This is a genomic window from Coleofasciculus sp. G3-WIS-01 (assembly GCF_040223135.1).
Classification (GTDB): domain Bacteria; phylum Cyanobacteriota; class Cyanobacteriia; order Cyanobacteriales; family Coleofasciculaceae; genus Coleofasciculus.
Genome location: NZ_JAVJZI010000004.1, coordinates 1 through 21334, shown reverse-complemented (window position 1 = coordinate 21334; position 21334 = coordinate 1). Strand labels below are relative to the sequence as shown.

Genomic DNA, 21334 nt, shown 5'->3' with positions numbered 1-21334 from the left:
GTCTCATCCGTTATCTGAACTTGAGCTTGTTCAATCAAACGCCTTGCCTGTTCTGGGGCTGTCTGTTCCCGCTCAATCACTAGCTTAACAATATTCACCCCAACAGAAGCCGACGCTTCATCTCCTAACTCATCCAAGTATATCCGAGTCACTCGGCTGAAGAGTTCTTTAAATTGTAACGGCTGTTCCCTCTCAATCCGGCGACTGGGATAAATCACCACCACCCGCCACGGATAAGTCGGTTTGTATTGATTCAAAAAGATAAACAGTTCAGTAAATAAACGATAATAAAAATTCTCATCTCGTTGAAACTGAACCTCAACCACATAAAAAGGTTGGTCTAGGGTTTCGTTCTTAGGCAAAAACAACCCATCCAGTCGAAATGACAGTTGTTTAATTTCACGGGAGGTGAATTCATAACTTGCAGCTTGTTCTGGAGATTGATTAATCAGTTCAAAGAAGATACTGGGAAACTCCTTAAACAAGCTATAAAAAATCGTGTCGGTTTTCACGCGCTCCTGGGGCAAATATCACACAGTTGACAAGGGCTACTTTGCCATCCCTGACGGGAAATTTTTCTATGATGACTGTCTTGACAAACTAAACAGAATATGATTAATCCCTTTTTTTTAGCATTCCCTTTTCAGGTAAGGTGGGCAATGCCCGCCCGACAACGACAGCGCCGTCATAAAGGGAAATATAAGCCAAAATGCTTGCTCAATTGCGGGTTCGCGACGCCAGTTTTAATGGTTATCAAAATCGTTTAGTTTTTAAGGGTTCTGTGGGTATCGAAATTAAATCCCATTACCCGCCCCTACAATACCCGCCCCTACAATAATTGATTGGGTGAAATGGAGCGCAGAGCGATTAATGGTGTCAATGGGGTATGATCGCCGGATAGGGAAATAATTCTCGAAATCCCCGTCGCCGCTGTTGCGGAGACTCCGGTGTTAAATAACTCCACAGGGTTTCCCAGTAAAAAAAGGATACACCATCAAAGGCGCGATCGCGAATGACTTCAACTTGTGCTTGAATTTGCTCAAAGGGAATCGGATCACGTAAGGTTCCCGTCAAAATCCCCACACTTACCGGAATTGTCCGCCGCGCCATGCGTACTGCGGGTTGATTGAGTTCCGCCGCAAAACTACTTAATTCATCCCGATAAACCTGTAACACCAATTCATCAACCCAACCCCGTTGTACCCAAGTTTGCCAATCTTGCAGATAGTGTTTGTAGGCAAAAGCTTGGGGATTGGGTGATAGGGAAATGATACAATCCGGTTTAATCGATTTAACCGTCTGAACAATTTCCCCCATAAACTCACTAATCTTATTCGCCCGCCAGCGCATCCATTCCTCATTGAGCGGCGAATTCGGGGGACTATTCCCATAATGCTCTTGCTGATAACGCTCAATGGTATAGGGATCATAGCCCAATTCAACAGGCATCCCGAAGTGATCATCAAGCTGAATCCCATCCACATCGTACTGGCTCACCACTTCCTTAATCAAATCGAGGATAAGCTGTTGTACCTCTGGATGCAAAGGATTCAGCCATAAGAGTTGGGGCTTCTCAGCAGTTGGTGCGATCGCGCCTTCTGTTTGGGTTAAACTCTGAGTTATCCAGGTGGGATGACGCCGCGCTAATTCAGAATAAATCGGGGTCATAAATCCATACTCGAACCAGGGAATAACCCGTAATCCTTGGCGATGTCCCTGCTGTACAATTTCAGCCAAAACATCTCCGTTGAGTCGCATAATCGTCAGCAGGGATTCTTGTTTCGCCACCGCACTCGGATAAAACGTATGTCCCCGATTCCAAACCACCGGATAAATCGTGTTAAAGTTTAGTTGAGACAATTGCGCGATCGCTCGGTTAATTCCCCAAGGCGAAAAAAATACACCACTTGCCACATTTGTCAACCAAACCCCTCTAATTTCCGTGATTGTTGTCGGAGTTTGAGAACGAGCTAAGGATGGGGAAAATAAAATTGATTTAGCAACAAGTAGGACAATACTGAATATCAGCCCTAAGGCGAGAAAAACCCTGAATCTACTTTGACGTTTCTCACTCGTCATTCTTCATTTGTTTATGTCATTTGTCAATGGATTAACCTTACATCCAGATACTGTAGGGGCACCATCCTTGCGCCCGATTTAACCATCAAATCTATGCCACAATTTTAGTTGTGTCACGTCAGTAAGTTGGATTAACGAAACCAAACCCAACGGAATCTAGGGCTAAAGCCCCTACTACGAACACAATTTTAGTTGTGTCACGCCACTACCTACCTATTTGATGAATTAACCTTACGCCCGCAAACCCTAAAGAACCCCCGCTTTGCGCCCGATTTTAGGGTATCAAATTTCGTCACACAGCCGTTGAATAAGCAAATTGGTTGCTGGCTTGAAATCCAACTCCTTGGTTGCTCGATTGAAATCCCACCCCATTACTCACTTGCATTTCGTTAATATCCAAACCATAGAGTTTTGCGCCTTTCAAATTGGCATCAAGCAAATCAACTTTTCTGAGAACTGCCCATGTTAGATTAGCATTCTCTAGATTCGCTCTGGCTAGATTGGCACCGGTTAAATCTGCTCCTTGGAGATTTGCCCAATCTAGTTTAGCCGATTCCAAATTAGCGGCAATCAAATTTGCACCTTCTAAGTTTGCCCGACTTAATCTCGCTCCACTGAAATTAACCCCTTCTAAATCAGCGCCCGCTAAATCTAACTCTTTTAACCAGGCATAGCTGAGATTGACAAAACTCAGCGCTGACCCATAAACTCTAGCACCAATCAGCCTTGCTTCAGATAAATTCGCCCATTTGAAATTCACTCCGGTTAAATTCGCATCCCGCAAATTCACCCGTTCTAACTGCGCTCCGCAAAGATTTGCCCCCCATAAGTTGGCGCGTCTGAGGTTCGTCCCACTCAACATTGCCCCACTGAGTTTAGCACCCGTGAGCTTTGATTTCACCATAAAGGCACCGCTCATATTGGCTTTAGTCAAATCAGTGTCAACAAGTTTGGCATCGTTCATTTTGACATAACTGAGATTAGCCCAATTCATCTGAGCGCCACTCAAATCAGATTTGAGTAAAAATGCTCTGGTAAAATCAGCACCTCTGAGATTCGCCCCGTTTAGGTTCACTCCGATTAACATGACTCCCCTGAGGTTAGCCCCACTGAGGTCAATCCCGGTGAATTCTCGATTTCCTTGTTCGTAAAGCTTGAGAAGTTGTCTAACGTTCATAGCTACAACGTCCACTAAGTATTTATGACTTGGGTAAGGTTAAATGAATTCATAATTTTCCTAGGATTCTCTTTCTACTTTAATCCTGATAGTTAATAAATAAACCTTCTTTGGAAAAATTTACGTTTAGCCTCAATCCCCTTGAACTGTAGTATAATCTGCTCCGCACTTTCAGCAAGCCCTTTCAGCAAGCAGGATGGGATTGATCGCAAAAATCGCTGTAGTCCTTAACTTCTAAAAAATTATCAATCCGGGCTTCTAGTAAAGATTATACTGCTAGACTAGGGCAATTCCGGCAAAATCGCCGACTTCTTTATCAAGCTTAAACAAAGCTTTAAGTGATGTTAAGCCTCAACCTTATACTCCTAACAATTTAGATTACACTGCAATACTTGTCATACAACTAACGTTTAAACTTGTAACTCATTCGCTGATATAGCGCTCAGGCAAAAACTATATATATTTAGAACAACTGAAAAATAAGATTTAACCAAGCGGTTGAATTTGACCTGCTTGAACCGAAAGAATTTGGGAGGAGTTCAACCACTGGGAATCAAATGCGCCTAAGTGAGTCGTTGTAATCAGGGTTTGAAACCGATCTTGAATCGCATCTAAAAGCTGATTTTGGCGGTTGGGATCAAGTTCTGCCAACACATCATCAAGTAATAATAGGGGCGGTTCTCCCACAACCTCTTCAATTAACTTTAACTCTGCTAATTTTAGTGCCAAAACCAACGTCCGTTGCTGTCCTTGGGAACCATAAGAACGGGCAGGGGTTTGGTTAATTGTAAATTCCACATCATCTCGGTGTGGACCAACCAGGGTTATCCCCTGACGCTGTTCTGGAAGACGACGATGGTAGAGTTTATCTAAAAATGCCTGCTGAACACCTTTTGGGTCATCCTTTTCTAGGTTGACATTAGGCGCGTAGGTCACCTCAAGTAACTCTGTTTTACCACTAATACTGGCATGCCAAGATTGGGCAAGGGGTGCTAATCGTTGGATTACTCTAGCACGACGCCGAGTCACACGCGACCCCGCCGTTGCCAGTTGAGCATCCCAAAGGGACAGTTCTACCTGAGGCTGCTTTGATGATAATACCCCATTCTTTGTCCCATCTTCCTGCTGCTTCCGCATAGTTTTGAGCAAGGCGTTGCGCTGGCGCAGTACTTGATTATATTGCTGCAAAATATAAGCATAAACAGGTTCGAGTTGGGTCAAAATCGAATCAAGCCAATTCCGTCGTCTCTCAGGACTCCCGCGAACTAAATCCAAATCCAGACTAGAAAACTGTACCGCATTCAAGATGCCCAAAAAATCAAGCTGGCGACGTAAGGATTCGCGATTGAGAGCCACAGTACGTCGTCCCTGACTGCGGAGAGTTAACCCCAGTTCAACAGAACCATAAGCACGTTCCAAGATAGCCTGAATCTGACCAATCGAGGCATCCTCTAGAACCAATTCGCGATCGCGCCCTGAGCGATGACTCTTGAGCGTCGAGAGTAATTCTACCGCTTCTAGCAGATTAGACTTCCCCTGAGCATTATTTCCCACCAAAATAGTTTTCGGTGCCTCAAAATTAACCAAGCAATCTCGGTAATTCCGAAACTGGCGCAAGTTTAAGCGTTGTAAGTACATTGATCATGGTTGACTGGTGATTGGTGATTGGGGAACCCTTAACTTCGCCCAAAAAACCTAGTTTTGTGTAGGGGCGGGTTTTACTAATATCCTTTCTTACCTAATCCAAATGTGATTAAACCCGCCCCGACTGAGTTTTAACTGATAACTCCCTCATCTACCTATTCATGCCTAATGACGAATGATAAATGACGAATGACCAATTACCGATTCTTGTACCAACGAATAAACAGCTTCTCCAACTCAACCCAAATAAACAATGACGTACTAAACCCCAAGCAAATCAGCAGTTCAGTCAGCGTGAGAGGTTCTGTACCAAAGAAATTTTGCAAAAATGGCACATAAATCAACGCCAGTTGCAAAATCGTCGTAACCGTTACTGCCCAGATTAAATAGGGATTCGAGAACGGATTTACCTCAACAGTTAAACGAGTATTGGAACGAACCGCGATCGCATGTCCCATCTGGGCAATACATAACGTAGTAAAGACCATCGTTTTCCAGTGGAGTGGAAAATAGTCAAACGCCAGCGCCATTAAAATAATCGTGACAATGGCGAAAATAATCCCAATCCGAACCATATACAAACCCAGCCCCCGGGCAAAAATACTCTCACGGGGACTAAACGGAGGACGCTTCATCACATCTGGTTCAGCCGGTTCTACTGCTAAAGCTAGGGCGGGTAAACCGTCAGTCACTAAGTTCATCCAGAGAATTTGTAACGGCGACAGGGGAACATCTGGGAGTCCCATAATCGGTGCAGCGGCAATAGTTAACACCTCACCAATGTTACTACCTAAGATATAGCGAATAAAGCGGCGGATATTATCATAAACCGTGCGACCTTCTTCCGTCGCGGCAACAATCGTGGCAAAGTTATCATCCAGCAGTACCATATCGCTGGCTTCTTTACTCACATCTGTGCCTGTAATGCCCATGGCAATACCGATATCTGCTTGCTTAAGAGCGGGAGCATCATTGACCCCATCACCCGTCATGGCGACGAATTCACCTTGGCGCTGAAGCCCTTGTACAATCCGCAGCTTATGTTCAGGAGAAACACGAGCATAAACGCTCACCTCTTTCACCTGGTTATCCAGATCCGATTGAGAAAGCTTTTGTAACTCCTGACCGGTAAGAACGCGATCATGTTGATCCGCAATACCCAAAGCATGAGCGATCGCGCGAGCCGTAAGCTGATGATCTCCGGTAATCATCACCGGGCGGATACCCGCATTCCGACAGCGTCGCACGGCATCCAAAACTTCTGGGCGGGGAGCATCTAACATCCCCACCAGCCCTAACCAAACTAACTCTTGCTCAGTCGTTTCACTAGCATCTACCCCATCATTGGGTGCAGCCTCCAGAGGCTTATAGGCAAACCCCAAAACCCGCAATCCCGCCCCAGCCATTTGATTATTGTGCCGCAGGATTTCCGTCCGTTGCTCGTCGGTCAACACCTCGGTGCGATCGCCCGCCGGCAAAGAATGGCAACGCTCCAAGACTAATTCAGGGGAACCTTTGGTAAACATGATGTAGGGGCTATCTGTTTTCCCTTGTGCCTCATTCGTTGCCACTGATCCATCTGACCCTTGACATATTACACTCATGCGCTTTCGCTCTGAGGAAAAGGGAATCTCACCCACTCTGGGAAACTGACGTCGCAACGGTTCTTTGTCAACACCACCCTTCCCGGCTAGGGTAATTAATGCCCCTTCAGTGGGGTCTCCTAAAATCAGCCAATCATCCTGTTCATACTGCAAAATAGCATCATTACACAGAGCGCAACCTTGAAGTAATACCTGTAATTCGGGATACTCTTGGGCAGAAACGGCTGTCTCGGTGATCAGAAATTCCCCGTTAGGAGCATAGCCTTCTCCGGTGACTTGGAACGTGTGGTGGGGAGTGATGACCCATTGCACGACCATCTTATTTTGAGTCAGGGTACCGGTTTTATCCGAACAGATCGTCGTCACACTACCTAAGGTTTCCACGGCGGGAAGTTTACGGATCAGAGCATGGCGACGCACCATGCGTTGAGTTCCTAATGCCAAAGTGACGGTAATCACCGCAGGTAAGCCTTCTGGCACAACCGCTACCGCCATACTCAGGGACACTTCCACCAGTTGTTGCAGAACGCCTAAATCTCCGCCACTTTGAATTAAGCCACCAACAACAACCAGCACCACTAGGATCAGAGAACCACTGACTAAGACATTCCCCAATTGGGTCATCCGCTGTTGCAGGGGTGTTGGTTCGCTTTGCACCCCTTGCAACATTTCGGCGATGCGTCCCAATTCCGTCTTCATCCCTGTCGCTGCAACCAGGACAGTTCCTCGACCTTGAACGACTTCGGTACCTTGAAAGACTAAATTGATGCGATCGCCTAAAGGGGTATCCTCCGCTAAAGTGAGGGCAGCCTGCTTATTAACCGCGTTGGCTTCTCCGGTTAAGGCGGATTCCCGGATCTGGAGGTTTGATTCCTCGATTAACCGTCCATCAGCAGAAACTTGCACACCTGCTTCGAGGAGCATAATGTCTCCAGGGACAAGCTGTTTGCTATCCACCTCCATCGGTTTACCATCGCGGAGGACACGGACTTTGGGAGAGGCTAGATTTTTCAGGGCGGCGAGGGCTTTTTCGGCACGACTTTCTTGGAGATAGCCCAAGACACCGTTAAGAATAACGATTAATAGAATCGCAATTGTATCCTTAAACGGAACTTGACCCGCCTCTAACCCGCCTTGTCGCCAATCGATCAGGTCAATGACTCCGGAAATGATTGCCACCACAATCAGCATGATTAGCATGATATTGGTGAACTGATCCAGAAGAATCGCCCAAGTACTGCGACCTGCAGTTTCTTCGAGTTCATTCAATCCGTAGTATTGCGATCGCTGGCTGACTTGTTCAGCACTCAAACCCATCTGTGGATTGCTATCCAGTTGGGCAAGCGAGTCTTCTATGGATTGGGTATGCCATGCATTTAAGGGATCAGGCAAGGAATGGGAACGATGAGATGAAGTCACGGGGCAGGTTTGCATAAACACGATACCCAATCAATCATAGTCTTTTCAGCCAACAACTGTAATTGGTGATTGTTCCCTGTTCCCTTAAAACTGGTAACGAACCGAAAAGTGGAACCCCTCATCTTGAGCATTCTGACCTTGATCATCGAGTTCTACTAAGGGGATTCCATAGTCAAGGCGTAGGTTCAGTCCAGGTAAAGGTTGCCAAAGTATACCCATACCCAGACTCGCTAAAAACTGCTCTTGAGGTAGAGGGTTCTGATTATCAGAATTATTCCACACCCAACCCGCATCGAAAAATGGAGCAATTTGGAACGTTGACGCACCTGAGGCATCTTTCTCTAAGGTGATCCGGTCTTCTAAGAATAATCGCACACCATTATCACCGATTCGAGCATTCTGTCGATAGCCTCGCACGGATTGAGCGCCACCAATGACAAATTGTTGAGATGGTAAAAGAGTATTGGGTGTAAGTTGAATGTCAGCACCCATAATTAAGAAATGGCTACCACTGAGAATTTGGACTCGTTGTATCTGGCCCAGCCAGCTCAAAAAACGTCCATCAGGATCAGGATCGGGATTAATGTTAGCATCAAACCAACCTGTACCCAGACTAAAGAGCGATCGCACTGACCAAGCTCCTCTAGGATCACGGCGTAGGTAGTCTTGTCCAAATTGAATCACACTGGTGCGTGTTATCCCATTGGCATCAGCACCAGGACTCAAAGGGGCAGGCATACCCAATAAAAACGTCTGACTTTCCCTAAAGCTAAAACCCAGGGATAGAGCCAATTCTTCACGGGAGGTGCGAATTAAAGGTTGACGAAAACTAATCTCATACTGTTCAGATTCTCCCTCAATATCGAATTGAGCAAAGCGTTCGTCAGTCACTTGATTGCGATCAACGCTTGCTTGCACTTGCAGGGTGCCATTTTTCGGATTCAGGGGAAGACGATAGCCCATATCAATCACCTTTGAGCCGCCAGTGGTGGAATAGAAGTAACTAGCCGTCAGTTCATCCCCATAACCTGTAAGATTACGATAGCGCCCGTTTATACCCAATCGTTCTGAACCGACACTCGGCGGTGAATAGTTATCAGTAGTGACACTCCCTTCAAAGGGATTGGCTTCGATGACACGAACAATGAGAATACTCTTTCCCCGTTGGCTACCAGCGCGAAGACTCGCTTCTACGGACTCAAACAAGGGATTAGCCCGCAGTAGCCGCAATTTATCTTCCAAGCGAGCAGTATTTAGGGGTGTGCTAACACCAAGCTGAATCCGATTCTGAATGTAGCTGGGTTTAAGGCGGCGAATTCCCTCAATTTTAATGTCTTCCAGACTTCCTTCCAGGACAAAAATCTCCACAATACCATCGGTAATAACCTGGTCTACTAGAATGGCTCTTGAGGTGATGTAGCCGCGATTTAGATAAAGTTGGGTGATGGCATCGGCGACCTGTTGCAGTTGTTGTAGGGTAACAGCCTGTCCTTCCAAGGGTTGCACAATTGGATTGAAGTCCTCTGGTGCCAAGATGGTGCTACCTGTAACATTGATTTTCTCGATTTGAATAGTCTCCACGTTAGGACTTGTGGGACGAGAGGGAGTTGGTTCGGGTTGGAGCAACGGTGGGGAATCATCGGGACGTAAGGGTTCAGGAGTAGGAGTGGGTTGAGGAAAACGATCATCCGGATTGGGTTGGATAGTTTCGGGGTTCGGAGGTGTGGGTGGGGTTTGTGCGATCGGAATATCATCAAAGGAAGCGTTATCTGTGGCAACAATAGGGTTGATTGTTGAGTTTGTAAGGGTGGGTTTCACTTCTACCGTTTCTTGGCTCATCCGGATATGACTAAACTCACCGCCATTTGACTCTTTTTCTGGGAGCCATTTACCCTCTACCCTAGAGTCATCGTCTGCCTTCTGAGAGCCTTCTGCCTTCTGAAATTGCTGGTGAGAGAGTTCCCTCAGATTAGGTAGATTGAGGGGGTTCTGGCTCACTTGTGACACAGACATTGGAGTTGTACCCAATGCCATTGGCGCATTTAGACCTATAATTCCCACCCAAACAGGTGTCAGTTGTCCCAGAATCTGCCCCTTTAAAAAAATATTTACTAAAAGCTTACTCCCCGACCCTTTCATCGTTGAGCGCCTCCAGCGACTAATTGTTCTGGAATAACTGCCCCTAAGCTCATACTATAGAGTCCAGCGCATGGATATTGCGTCTGATGTTCTACTCTACTCTTCGAGGAGGGTTTAGCCCAAGCAGAAGCCGCTTGCGCGTCTATGTCATTTGTACGCACAGTTTTTTACCAATGACCCCACTACCTTGGAGAACTTGGCAACAAGAATGCCCCAACTCAAGGTTCTATCTCTGACCAAAGACGTTCTAAGCGCCGTTGCCATTGTGCCAATACTTCTTCTGTTTGTTCTCTTGATTCCATGTCACCCATCAACCCTTCCCGATAAAAGCGATCTAGGGTTTGCAGGGTTGTTTCAAAGGATTGCCCTTGCTGCTTCGCCGCTCGAATGATTTGACGAATCTGACGGTCTACAAACTGGTCAAAGCTGGACTCTAAACCCTGTTGACATAAGCCAACCAATCGTACAACCGCAGCACAAAAGTCGTCAGGATCAAGCGTCTCCCGCTTATGCTGAAAGACGCCCCAAAGCACATTTTGATTCAGGGCATAGCGAGTTTCCTGAGTTTCATCAAAATTGGCTTCTAGAAGCTGTTCAAAAAAGGGTTGGGCGTCTTGAGCCGATGCGATGGGAACCAAGATTCTTAACCAAGACTGGTCTGACGACAGAAGGATTAACACTCTCAGTTGAGGTGTTTCAACCTGCCACGTCCCTGATTCTACCTGTTGAACCGCCCTGGAATTAAAAAGTTCTGCCAGCTTGATGGTAATTTCTTCGGGTTTCATGCTGTTTTTTTGAGAGAATTCCGTAAAAAAATCCCCTGACAGTTGCCAGGGGACACGTTTAGCCATATAAAAGATTCGGGATGAAGTGTGAAGTGGCAAGATTGACGATAGTTCTTGGTTATCTTTTGTTGTTCACACTTTAATCGTTAGAGCCATTCGGGAACGGCTTCTTCTTTGGTGTTGGTATTGCGTGAGGGCGTCTCGCGGGTAAACTTCATCTGAATCGAGCGAGTTTGTTCGCCATCGGATGCCACTGCCATGATGGGGTAGTCTATGAGACCATCTTGGAAGGACATTTGGAAGCGGAAGGTTCCGTCTGGGTTCAGTTTAATCGGACGCCCACCAATGGTTACGGTTGCATCCGGTTCGGTTGCACCGTAGACAATTAATTCAGCATCGGCAACCAACCAGAACTGACGTTGACGAATGGGTGACATACCAACTCCGGACATACCAACTCCGGACATGCCGACACCAGACATGGTTAAGCCAGACATAGTGGGTACAGCCCACATACCTACCCCAGAGGGGAAGATGTAGGAACTGACGGCTTGAGAAGGAACCATCGAGCCGGGAACATGCTGCATTGAGCCGAATAGAGAACCAGCAACGCGCTGAGCTTCGGCTGATTTTGCCATGCCAAAGATTTCGTCGTAGATGGGGTTTTCGGCTCCGGCTTCTGCGGTCACAGGTTGGCGCTTGCTGGGAGGCACCAACTCGTATACAGTCTTGCCTTGGAGTTCTTCTTCCCAGTTAACGGTGATGAATTGGTCTTCAATCCAGTCACTGGGATAAACTGGGGGAACATGTACGGGTTTAGAACGGGCTAGGACTAACCAGCGACCATCGGCACAACGGTAACCAATATCTACTACGTAGTCGCGATCGCTAACGGGTAGGGGTAAGTACCATTCCCGTGCCAGTTCGTCACAGGGATATTCCTGAATGCTGTGGGGGCTCTGGTAGTCCAAGCTGATGTCAGTGACATCATAAATCCGCAGGGCTAATTGCTGTCCTCCTTGACGCCGCAGGTCTTCCTTGTGGTCGTTAGGAATATCCCAGTAGGTATATGCCCATTGGGGATCGCGAGGCATGAGAACGATCCGACTTTCTCCATAACCTGCAGGTAAATCAGGTAATCCTTCGTCTACAGATGCCAGATTACCGCCGGTGCGATCTTCTTGACCGAGTTCAAATTTAGATGCTTCCACTTCTGGTTGTGCCTCCACTGTGCTAGTTGGACTGAGTGAGATTTTGGTATGTTGGACTTTTTGAATTTCTGCCAGCAGCTGCGCCTTACGCATCCGGCTATATCGCGAGATGCCGTACTCACTAGCAACTCTACGCAGTTGCCGTAAGGTCATCTCTTCTAAAGGTGGGCGTTCTTTTGCCATGAATATGCTCTCCAATTTTTAGGACGGTAGGTTGTATCTCTCCTGATGAATCAAAAAATGGGACTCATAGTTGAACAGCATCGCGTTTGATAAAGATTGATGATTCCTACCGCCTTAGAGTAAGTCAGTCTCGGTGACGCATTGCATTCGTCTTTCGTTTGGGCAGTTACAAACTCAGAACGACTTACTCTTTAGGCTTACATTGGGATTATTCCCGATAACACTTAGCGCCAAGAATCACAGAAATACTCAAATCAGCATTTCTTTGGGATCGCTTTATTTATTTATGTAACAGAAAAGCCTTAGGTACGGTCAAGGGGATCAAGACGCCAATTTTCAAGAATTGACGAATTTACAAGCTTGTCGGGGATCGCAATGTCAAGATTCCATGACATTTTCAGCCAAAGGGGATCGCTTAGGGGAGCAATGTAGAGACGCGCCATGGCGCGTCTGGGAGCGGGGGGAGATGAGGGACAAAATTTCTATTCCTATTCCCTATGAAACACCGAGCGAAGCCGAGGTGTTCCCTATTCCCTGACAAATGACAAATGACAAATAACTACCTAGAAATTGAAAAACCCCTCATCTGAGAAATCCTGCTGTTCCAGCCAATCTTGACCCAACTGAATGGTCACATCGGAGGCGAGGGAACCTGTACTCTCAACCCGCACCTCACCAAATCCCAAATCAGCCCGGATAGCCGCAGCGGTGGCTTCGTCTCCTTGTTGAGCGATGATGCGGGTGACGCGCAAGGGTTCTGCCCAAGGTTCGCCGACATAATTATTTCGATAACCTGCTTCTGTTAGGGTACTGATTAGGGATTGAACGGCTTCTGGATTATCGGTACTATCTTGAATCGCCACCCGCAAATAAGCTGGATCAATATCGGAGAGTTCGCTATAACCTTGATCGAAATGTTGAGCCACCATTTGGCGAATCTGGCGGTGGTTTGGTAACCAATAACTGACTTCCTTTTCTCCGGTGCCGTTAAACCGACCTGGAACCATTAACATTTGTACGTCAGAACGTTTGCTATTGACAGCAAATCCGATCAGAGCCACCAATTCTTCGACGCTTAAGTTGGTGTCAATGTGAGACTGAATAACCGATAAAATTTTAGGCAGTCGGGCTAACGTTGTAGGATTGAGCGCTTGCTCCATCAATGCCCGCATTAGTATTTGCTGGCGCTGTACTCGACCCACATCACCATATTTGTCATAGCGAAATCGCAAAAATTGCATTGCCTGATCGCCATTAAGATGCTGTTTACCTTGCTTAAGGTCGATATAGAGGCGTTGAGAGTCATCTTTATACTTCATGTCCTGGGGAACATACACGGTGACCCCACCTAGGGCATCCACGAGCTTTTCCACACCTTGTACATTCACTCTGACATAACGGTCAATGCCTACACCGTCAAGGAGTTCACTGGCTACCTTTGCCGTTAAAGCAGGTCCACCATGGTAATTAGCGGCGTTGATTTTGATCACACCATACCCTTGGACGTAGGTTTGGGTATCGCGGGGAATGGAGAGAACCTTTAACTTTTGGTGGTTGGGGTCAAACCGAGCCAAAAGCATGGTGTCGGAGAGTCCATCAAAGGAATTGACCAGTGCATGGTATCCCAAGTCTTCCTCTAGAGGTTGATCCAAGTCAGAACTGAGAACCTTAGTCCCCAAAATCAAAATATTGACAGGTCGCGTCAATTCGGGTAGTCGCATACTATTGCGGGTCATACTACCCTTATCGCTAAAGATGGCTGCCTCATCATCACTCAGTTGGCTTTGCAGTAAAGGCATACTCGATAGCGAAACAGCAAGCATTGCCCCTGCTGTTGCGGATAACATGGCGACGCCAGTAAAGCCTAACCACAGCCAAAGCCAATGTCCTCCCTTGGCTTTAGCCGATTTCTTTTTCGGCGGTTGAATCCTCTTTTTCTGTCCTGGGCGGGGTTGTTCGTAGGTTTTTCGAGCTGGCACTTGGTTTCCTCACACACACATAAGCGATCAGGATGGGTTTAAGCAGATGATACACGCCGATGCCCTCATTGCTTACCCTGAGTCGGATTTAGAGCGTTTGACACAAACACTCATTATCAGGTTTTCTCACCGTTTGGGGCAAAACCAGGCAAATACGGCAAAAGATGAGAGCAGTTGATCAACTTCAGGCAAAAAGCCTGTCACCATTTTCCGATAACCGGACAACCCAAACGCTGAAATCCTTTACTCGGACAGATGCTTTCGCACTTTTCCTTCTGCCATCTGGCTAATCCCAGGGAGACGGGGTAACTTCCCTTGCCACAAGCGCACCATGAGCCAAACACTCACTAAAAAATACCCAGAGGTGAGCATGGTATTCATAAATAACAGGCGGAAGCTCCAAAACTCCGTGAGCTGCGCCCCTGACAATAATAAAATGTAGCCTAGTAGCCAAGCGAAAGCCAAGGTGACGGATAAGCGACTCACTGCTTGCTGTTCTCGTGTTCCTTGGCGACGGTAGAGTGTCCACAGTGCCGGAAAAAAGCCGATCACAGGCAGCAGGTAGGCAAATAGCTGTAAACGTTGCAGGTTTTGATTGTCCAATGGGTCGAGGTGATTCATGGTGCTTTGGTTTAAGGCTGAAACACCTTACAAGGTGGGAATTGTATCATTGGTTATTGGTGCTAAAAAAGGGAATAATATCACAACCGCATACCGGGTGACACAAAAACTGATGGGTATTCAATTCAATTTCATTGTCAAAGTCTTAATTCTCTCCCTTAGCATTTCCCTGGTGATTAAATACGCCAGTCCTAGTTTACCCCCTATTCCGGCAACATCCGGGAATGCCCTGATTGCCGTACTCACACCTGCTATAATTTTAGCGATCGCTCTCTTGTGGCGCTTCTGGAAATTTCGTCAGCATCCGGTTGAATAGTGGCAGAGGTGTGGGAGTGCCGAGGTTCGTAGTCGGCACGAAGAGTGCTATAAGCTCGTATTGCTGACTATAAGCCTTTAATCCCATTTTAGACCTGGAATTCACAGCTACGTAAAATTGGCTGATTCTATTAAGAAAAACCAGGCAGAGGAGACATACAGGTTTTCCTAATCAACGTGGATAAGGGCGGGTTTAGTCATATCTGGGTGAAACCGAAACGATAGTAGTAAAACCCGCCCCTACATAGAATTTAAAACCAGTGAAGGGTCAACACTCGGTCAGGGCGGGTTTTGTATAAACGTTATCATCAATAGCTGGCACGAAATTTCCTAAACCCGCCCCTACAAATTTAAAATCAATGGCACTGAAAATTTGGATTTTGGGATCACCGAAACCCTGAATATGCCCTAGGGAGGACACTGCCCACCAGCGCGTCTGCCATGGCGCGTCTCTACACCCTTACCAAGGACTTCCCACTAAGGTAAACGCGCTCCAAAAATAAGGATGGGTAAACTCCTTATCCTCAATTCCAGCTAATTCTTCGGGTAAAATAATTGTCCCATTGGGAGTAATCAATTGCCCATTTTCAATCCTCACCTGACCCTGAATCATGGCTAATTGTGTCTGTCGCAGCGCTTCAGCTTTAATCGGGACTTGCTTTAAGTTTGGATAAAAAGTGGTCATTAATCCCAATGTCCCCTCATCACTGACATACCAGAGACTTCCTAACGCTGATTTTACCCCGGCTTGTACCGCTAATCCAGTAAATCCTAACTCAGCCTCTTCATTTCCTAATGCAGTCCGACAAGCACTTAATACCATTAGTTCTACAGGGGGATTATGCAGTCCAAGTTGGCGAATTTGATCCAGGGATAGTCTCGTATTCCAAAACTGGATATAGGAATTTTCCGGTTTACCCGATTTAAATTCACCATGAGTTGCCAAATGCACAATACCAAAGGGTTGAGCCGCCCGTGCTGCTTTCAGATTAGCGGGAGTAAACGTAGAATTAAGGAAGGATTCACCTTGCCATAGTTTATCTGCGATCGCGGATAATTCCACAGGCACAGCCGGCAAAGGATTTTGAGTGGTAAACTCCGACGCCCCCATTGCCAAAACCTGTAAATCACTCACATCCACATAACGAGTATCCGTTAGCGATAAAGAAGGCATAAACCCAATACTATACCGTTCAACAATAAAGCCATTCCCATCATGGAGAGCCGCCACAGGTAAAGAACGCAAACCCTGATCCATAATAAAAGCCAGATTATTAATTTCTCTATCTTGTAACTCCTCCTCCAACGGAGCAATTAACCACCGATATAATTGTTGTGCGCTAGGAAGAAAAGGACGAGGAATACGAGTATCCGTAACCGCACGACGGAATCCTTGTACCATTTCCATCACCCTTTTCCGAGTCGCCCCCGGTACAACAAATCGAATCGGTTCCCCTTCAGCAGTAACCAAAATCAACTCCAATTGCGCCCCATCTTCCCACACCTCTTCCGCCAAAAATATAGACTCCCAACCGCCAAACCCCTCTGCGAACCTCTGCGCTTCCCTCTGCGTTCCTCTGCGTTTCCTCGTCTCAACTTCGCCTCTGTTACTATCATCTTCAGCAACATTTTCTGGCACAAACACCGCATAAATCAGAGCCGGTTTCACCCCAGCCGCCTGTTCAATCCTTTGTAAAGTCCTTTGAGCTTGTGCCAGCGTAATAATTGGCGTCTCAGTTAACCCCCAATACTCTTCATATTCATTCGTGAACGCGGCTTCAGTTTCCGCGATTGGATTAAACACTGGAGAAGTATCAATCACCACTTCTTCAGTGATATCCTCAGATTCATCTATCTCAGATTGTTCAGTATCTAAACAGTCTGGAGGACAAGAACCTGTAATAAACTTATCGCTGATAATCCGAATATTCCCTTCAGTTTGATTATCAGGAAACGCTTGGAAAGGCTCAAGGTTAGACTCGCCACTCGTAATCGCACCTGCTGTACCATTAATTGAGGCATCACCCACATTAAAAGGAATCAAACCCTGACCACCATGTTGGATGGTAATCACACCTCCGCCGTTACCTCCGGCTGTGGAAATACTGGTATTTTCCCCATTTTGGTCGATAAATGTGTCGGTTATCTGGATGAATCCGCCAGCGGTAATATCAACATTTCCTCCTGTACTATTACTTCCCCCTTGAGTATTAATTGAGGTGACTTGAATATTATTTTCAGCATTAAGGGTAATGGAACCACCATCACCTGAACTGGAACTTGTGTCTAGGGATTGAGTAGTGATATCTTGACTGGCTGTTAGGTCAATACTGTTGGCAGTTATTGTATCATTGGCTATGATATTGGCGGCATTATTGACCGTTAATCCAGCAAGTTGTCTTGAGGTGGCTGTACCTGTTCCCGTGGTGTATTGATCCGCCACTTCTGAAGGAGATAAGGCAGAGTTGTAAATGGCTACTTCGTCAATACTGCCCCGGAAAAAATTATCAACTGGTGCGTTTGACCCTCTACGTGCTAGAAAAAGTGGGGAACTATTTTGTGTCGGGAGATTTATAGTATCGGTATTCGTATCTTGTAGAATTCCATCAACATATAAAGAGAGTGTCGAACCCTCTTTGATAAAAGCAATGTGATGAAACTGTCCATCGTCTACGGATACTGTTGAGCTAACAACAGGATTATTCGGATTTGCAGCAAAATCATCATGTCGCGCAGCAATGATTTTTCCTGGGTTCGGATGAGTTTGGTTGTAATACCGAATCACATAAGGGTATGGTCCGGCTCCACTCCATTTTTCAATGACATCATTATCACCGAATTCTGTATCCAATTGTACGGGCGAAGCTTTAATCCAAGCGGTTATCGTAAAATCTTCATTCGTGCCAAAATCAATAAAATCTGAATCGGGAATTTCTACATACCCTGTCGTACCATCAAAGAACGGTGCTGGATTAGCATCATCCACTAACGCCCCCTCTTGATTGCGGTTTACCCCACCAAAATAAGTGCCATCTATATTGTTTCCAGACGAGTCAAAAGCCGTCTCACCCTCTTCATCCAAACGCCAATATCCCACCGGATCATCTAACAGTACCGCCACATTATAAGGTAACGCTCCACCTACAGCACCATTAAACGTAATATTCCCGGTTCCGGCTTCTAAGGTTAACGTATCCGTACCGGGATTAAAGGCATGAAGACTACTATTAAATGTAATATCCCCGCCGACAGTAGAACCTGTGCTGAGTGTTTGACTGCTGCGAAGAATCACGGGCGCTTCAAAGGTGAGATTACCACCATTCAAGTAAACTGAGGCATCTAAATTGATGAACGCAGCTTCAAAGGTTAAATTGTTGCTACTGCTGGAATTAATATCACTGATAATATCAATATTTTTGCTGGCTGCAATTGAGACATCCCCGGAATTTAATGCGGTTAACAGTGAATTAGCAGAAATCAGGAAACTTCCGCTACCTTCTCCCGACAAGATTTGATTATCGTTGAGTGCTATATCATTGGTTCCAGTTGTGCCAATGATAACGCTCGTGGGATCTAATAATAACTGTCCCGCTTCACCCGCACTGCTACTTACATCGACAACACCGTCAAAGGCTAACTGTTGCTGGCTGGATATTTCCACAAAACCGCCGTTGCCAGAATTTTGTCCGCCACGGGCGCTAATGTTGCCATGAAATATAGTTTGTTCATCCGCCCAGATAATTATATTTCCGCCATCGCCTTCTGTTAAAGCATCGGCTTTAATCGTAGAATTTTCATTAATAAACGTGATATCAGCATTAGGGATTATTCCTGCACCTTGATAGTCGCCACCAATGCGAATAGTACCGCCATTATTTGTACCGGATGCGTCAATATTGGCAGAAATTAATCCTACGGTTTTGCCAATAATATTTATCTCGCCGCCAATGGTTGGTGGGAGAGAGGGCGCACGTCGGTGCGCCCCTACAGGGTTGGAAACATCAATTGTTCCAGAGATAATGGTAACTCCTGTTTTATTGGGGAGAATTAAGTCGGAATCGGTTAATTTGACTGTTTCCGTTGAATCTACCTCAACGTCTGTCTCCAGATTCTCCGGCGTACCTGTCAATAATGCGGCTAAATCTAACGGTGTAAAGGGGATAACTTCTCCCGAACTATTGACTAATGGTTCAACTTCTATAGACAGCAATTGTCCCGGCTGAGAAATCTTGACCCGATGAGAACCGGGAACGGCTGCAATGGTAATTCTTCCTCCCGGTGCTGTTAGTTCTCCCGTATTAATAACCGTACCACCGAGTAAAGTTAAATTCTGACCCTGGGAGATAGCTAAATTTCCGGCATTAACAATACTTCCTGGCTGAGATACATCAAAGATAAACTGTTGCGGATTCCCGACTAATTGCTGATACTCATTTGTGCCGAAAGCATTAAACCAAAGATTCTCGCCAAACCCAATCCCTGTAGCCGTGGTGGCGATAAAATCAGCCGGGACATTTAACTGAGCATTTCGCCCAAACACTATCCCCGCTGGATTCATTAAATATAAATTCGCATTTCCCCCTGTCACCTGAATCAAGCCATTAATCAGCGAGGGATTTCCCCCCATTACTCGTCCGAAAATATTATTGAGGTGAGGATTTGCCAAAAAGTTAGCGATTTCACCTGCATCTAAACCAAACTCCTGGAAACTGTGGAATAGATTGGTTTCATCGCTTGACAAACTACCGCCATTAATGTTATGTATATTTCCCTGTTGGTCAACAGTTGTACCCGTTCCATCTGATGCTGGGGTAATTGATTGTGCTAGTGTCTGTGGACTAACAAGAAGCGCTGCTATTGTGACAAGAATGGCTTGAGAGAGGGAAACCGTTAGAGATATCCAATTAAAACACCATTGAAGAGATTTCATGGGGTGATACACCAAGACATATTGCTTGAATTGTATCTCCCTGTTTCGATGGTTTAATCAATAAATAGGAAAGTGCAAGAAAAGTATAATAAAGTTTTAGGTTTGTTATTTGGTGATACCTTTGGAGTTGGACACCGGCGAAGACAGCGCAACTACAAACACGATCGCGTCTGTTGGAGGTTCAACCCCGACAAATTGACCTTACTTTTGGTCGGGATCTGGAAAACCTCTCTCCAAACCTCTCTCCATCCCCCCTAGCCCCCATCCTGACAGGTGTAGGTTTTTTACTTGAGGGTGGGGACAAGACTTGGAGGACAAGGAAGGAAAGTAGACAAGGTAGAGAAGAATTGTATAGTTCAAGACGTATTTATGAAAAAAGATTGTCGTGGGAATAAACCATTTAAGGAAATCCCTTTACCACAAACTAAATCAGCAATAATGTTGATTAATCCTTGCAAAAAACAAGAAATATTCCTCTCTTGTCTTCTCAAATCTGATTTTGAATTTATCCGAGAATTCGGCCTAGGTTTATTTTTGAAATCTTTTGATAAATGTGGCTGTTCTTCACTCCCTACAGTTACTGTCCAAAGTGTTGCTATTGCCATAGCCAACCAAATTCTTTCGGCTCGGTCTGGTTCTCTTAAACGAGTTTTCTGCCACTGCCATCCATCACTTTTTATATCTCGATAACTTGATTCAATCCAGGAACGTAAACCATACCAAAGACTCTGAGCTTGTGTCGGTTCTAAGTCGGTAACAATTAACCAGGGTTCTTTATATCCTTCATCCCAACGTGCTAATAAAGTGCAATCAATATAATGGTTCTTAAAACAAGTAACATAACCTGACCACTGTGTTCCTGTTTTTGGGGCGACTGTATCTAAACATCTCCATTCCGTATCACCTCTAAGTTGATAGTTTCCTTGGTGATTAATTCTTAAAAAAGGATGCCAATTTAAGGAACAAATTGCCTCAAATAGCCAGTCAGCATATAATCCCCTATCCGCTAATACGAGGACTTGCCAATCTGAGGGGACGACATCCTTAACATAGTGAAAAACATAAAGCCAATGAGGTTTCCAAGAACCTTTTTCTCTACCTTTAACAATTTTTCTGGATGATTAATCATATTGACTAACCCCCTTAACACTTGATTATATATATGATATATTTCTCTCCCTTGCTCCGTTGATATATACTGGCATTTAACGGCAAATTTTAGCCACACCTGCGTTTCGGCACTTTCGG

Annotated in this window: 15 protein-coding genes and 2 pseudogenes; 1 reads left to right on the top strand and 16 read right to left on the bottom strand. The window is 45.7% G+C overall.

Features of this window, described 5'->3' with window-relative positions:
• The 12 genes from RIM23_RS00255 to RIM23_RS00200 form a co-directional block, all read right to left on the bottom strand.
• Positions 1 to 512 (bottom strand): Rpn family recombination-promoting nuclease/putative transposase (locus tag RIM23_RS00255; protein ID WP_446363428.1); only part of this gene is annotated, 512 nt, incomplete at its 3' end.
• 364 nt (positions 513 to 876) lie between these two features.
• A complete protein-coding gene (locus tag RIM23_RS00250; protein ID WP_446363426.1) occupies positions 877 to 2079 on the bottom strand; it encodes a glycoside hydrolase family 10 protein in 1203 nt (400 codons plus the stop codon).
• Positions 2080 to 2371: 292 nt separating this feature from the next.
• Positions 2372 to 3256, bottom strand: coding sequence for a pentapeptide repeat-containing protein (locus RIM23_RS00245; RefSeq protein WP_446363424.1), 885 nt, complete (start codon positions 3254 to 3256; stop codon positions 2372 to 2374).
• A 486-nt stretch (positions 3257 to 3742) separates the two neighbouring features.
• On the bottom strand, positions 3743 to 4894 hold the full coding sequence (recF, locus tag RIM23_RS00240; protein WP_446363422.1) for a DNA replication/repair protein RecF: 1152 nt from the start codon (positions 4892 to 4894) through the stop codon (positions 3743 to 3745).
• A gap of 203 nt (positions 4895 to 5097) precedes the next feature.
• Positions 5098 to 7938 (bottom strand): cation-translocating P-type ATPase, encoded by a 2841-nt coding sequence (locus tag RIM23_RS00235; RefSeq protein ID WP_446363420.1) that lies wholly within the window; start codon positions 7936 to 7938, stop codon positions 5098 to 5100.
• A gap of 69 nt (positions 7939 to 8007) precedes the next feature.
• A complete protein-coding gene (locus RIM23_RS00230; protein WP_446363418.1) occupies positions 8008 to 10062 on the bottom strand; it encodes a ShlB/FhaC/HecB family hemolysin secretion/activation protein in 2055 nt (684 codons plus the stop codon).
• Positions 10059 to 10223 (bottom strand): hypothetical protein, encoded by a 165-nt coding sequence (locus RIM23_RS00225; RefSeq protein WP_446363416.1) that lies wholly within the window; start codon positions 10221 to 10223, stop codon positions 10059 to 10061. The genes RIM23_RS00230 and RIM23_RS00225 overlap by 4 nt, the downstream gene beginning before the upstream one ends.
• Positions 10224 to 10280: 57 nt before the next feature.
• Positions 10281 to 10847: a hypothetical protein gene (locus RIM23_RS00220; RefSeq protein ID WP_446363414.1), complete on the bottom strand. Its 567-nt coding sequence runs from the start codon at positions 10845 to 10847 to the stop codon at positions 10281 to 10283.
• A gap of 146 nt (positions 10848 to 10993) precedes the next feature.
• The gene (locus RIM23_RS00215) at positions 10994 to 12241 is read right to left on the bottom strand and encodes a DUF4912 domain-containing protein (RefSeq protein ID WP_446363412.1); all 1248 of its coding nucleotides are present in this window, start codon (positions 12239 to 12241) and stop codon (positions 10994 to 10996) included.
• A gap of 302 nt (positions 12242 to 12543) precedes the next feature.
• Positions 12544 to 12684: a hypothetical protein gene (locus tag RIM23_RS00210; RefSeq protein ID WP_446363410.1), complete on the bottom strand. Its 141-nt coding sequence runs from the start codon at positions 12682 to 12684 to the stop codon at positions 12544 to 12546.
• 120 nt (positions 12685 to 12804) lie between these two features.
• Complete coding sequence (locus RIM23_RS00205) at positions 12805 to 14220, bottom strand: LCP family protein (protein WP_446363408.1); 1416 nt, start codon at positions 14218 to 14220, stop codon at positions 12805 to 12807.
• A gap of 243 nt (positions 14221 to 14463) precedes the next feature.
• Positions 14464 to 14841 carry a hypothetical protein gene (locus RIM23_RS00200; protein ID WP_446363406.1) on the bottom strand — a complete coding sequence of 126 codons (378 nt, stop codon included), beginning with the start codon at positions 14839 to 14841 and terminating at the stop codon, positions 14464 to 14466.
• Between RIM23_RS00200 and RIM23_RS00195 the strand changes: the two genes are divergently transcribed.
• Positions 14840 to 15157: a hypothetical protein gene (locus tag RIM23_RS00195; RefSeq protein WP_446363404.1), complete on the top strand. Its 318-nt coding sequence runs from the start codon at positions 14840 to 14842 to the stop codon at positions 15155 to 15157. The genes RIM23_RS00200 and RIM23_RS00195 overlap by 2 nt on opposite strands.
• Positions 15158 to 15616: 459 nt before the next feature.
• Here RIM23_RS00195 and RIM23_RS00190 read toward each other — a convergent pair whose 3' ends face one another.
• From RIM23_RS00190 to RIM23_RS00175, 4 genes and pseudogenes are all read right to left on the bottom strand, one after another.
• Positions 15617 to 20086 carry a CHAT domain-containing protein gene (locus RIM23_RS00190; RefSeq protein ID WP_446363402.1) on the bottom strand — a complete coding sequence of 1490 codons (4470 nt, stop codon included), beginning with the start codon at positions 20084 to 20086 and terminating at the stop codon, positions 15617 to 15619.
• 356 nt (positions 20087 to 20442) lie between these two features.
• Positions 20443 to 20691: a hypothetical protein gene (locus tag RIM23_RS00185; RefSeq protein WP_446363400.1), complete on the bottom strand. Its 249-nt coding sequence runs from the start codon at positions 20689 to 20691 to the stop codon at positions 20443 to 20445.
• Positions 20692 to 20733: 42 nt separating this feature from the next.
• Positions 20734 to 21054, bottom strand: a pseudogene (locus RIM23_RS00180) (transposase); the annotation flags it as partial.
• 38 nt (positions 21055 to 21092) lie between these two features.
• A pseudogene (locus RIM23_RS00175) lies at positions 21093 to 21334 on the bottom strand (hypothetical protein); the annotation flags it as partial.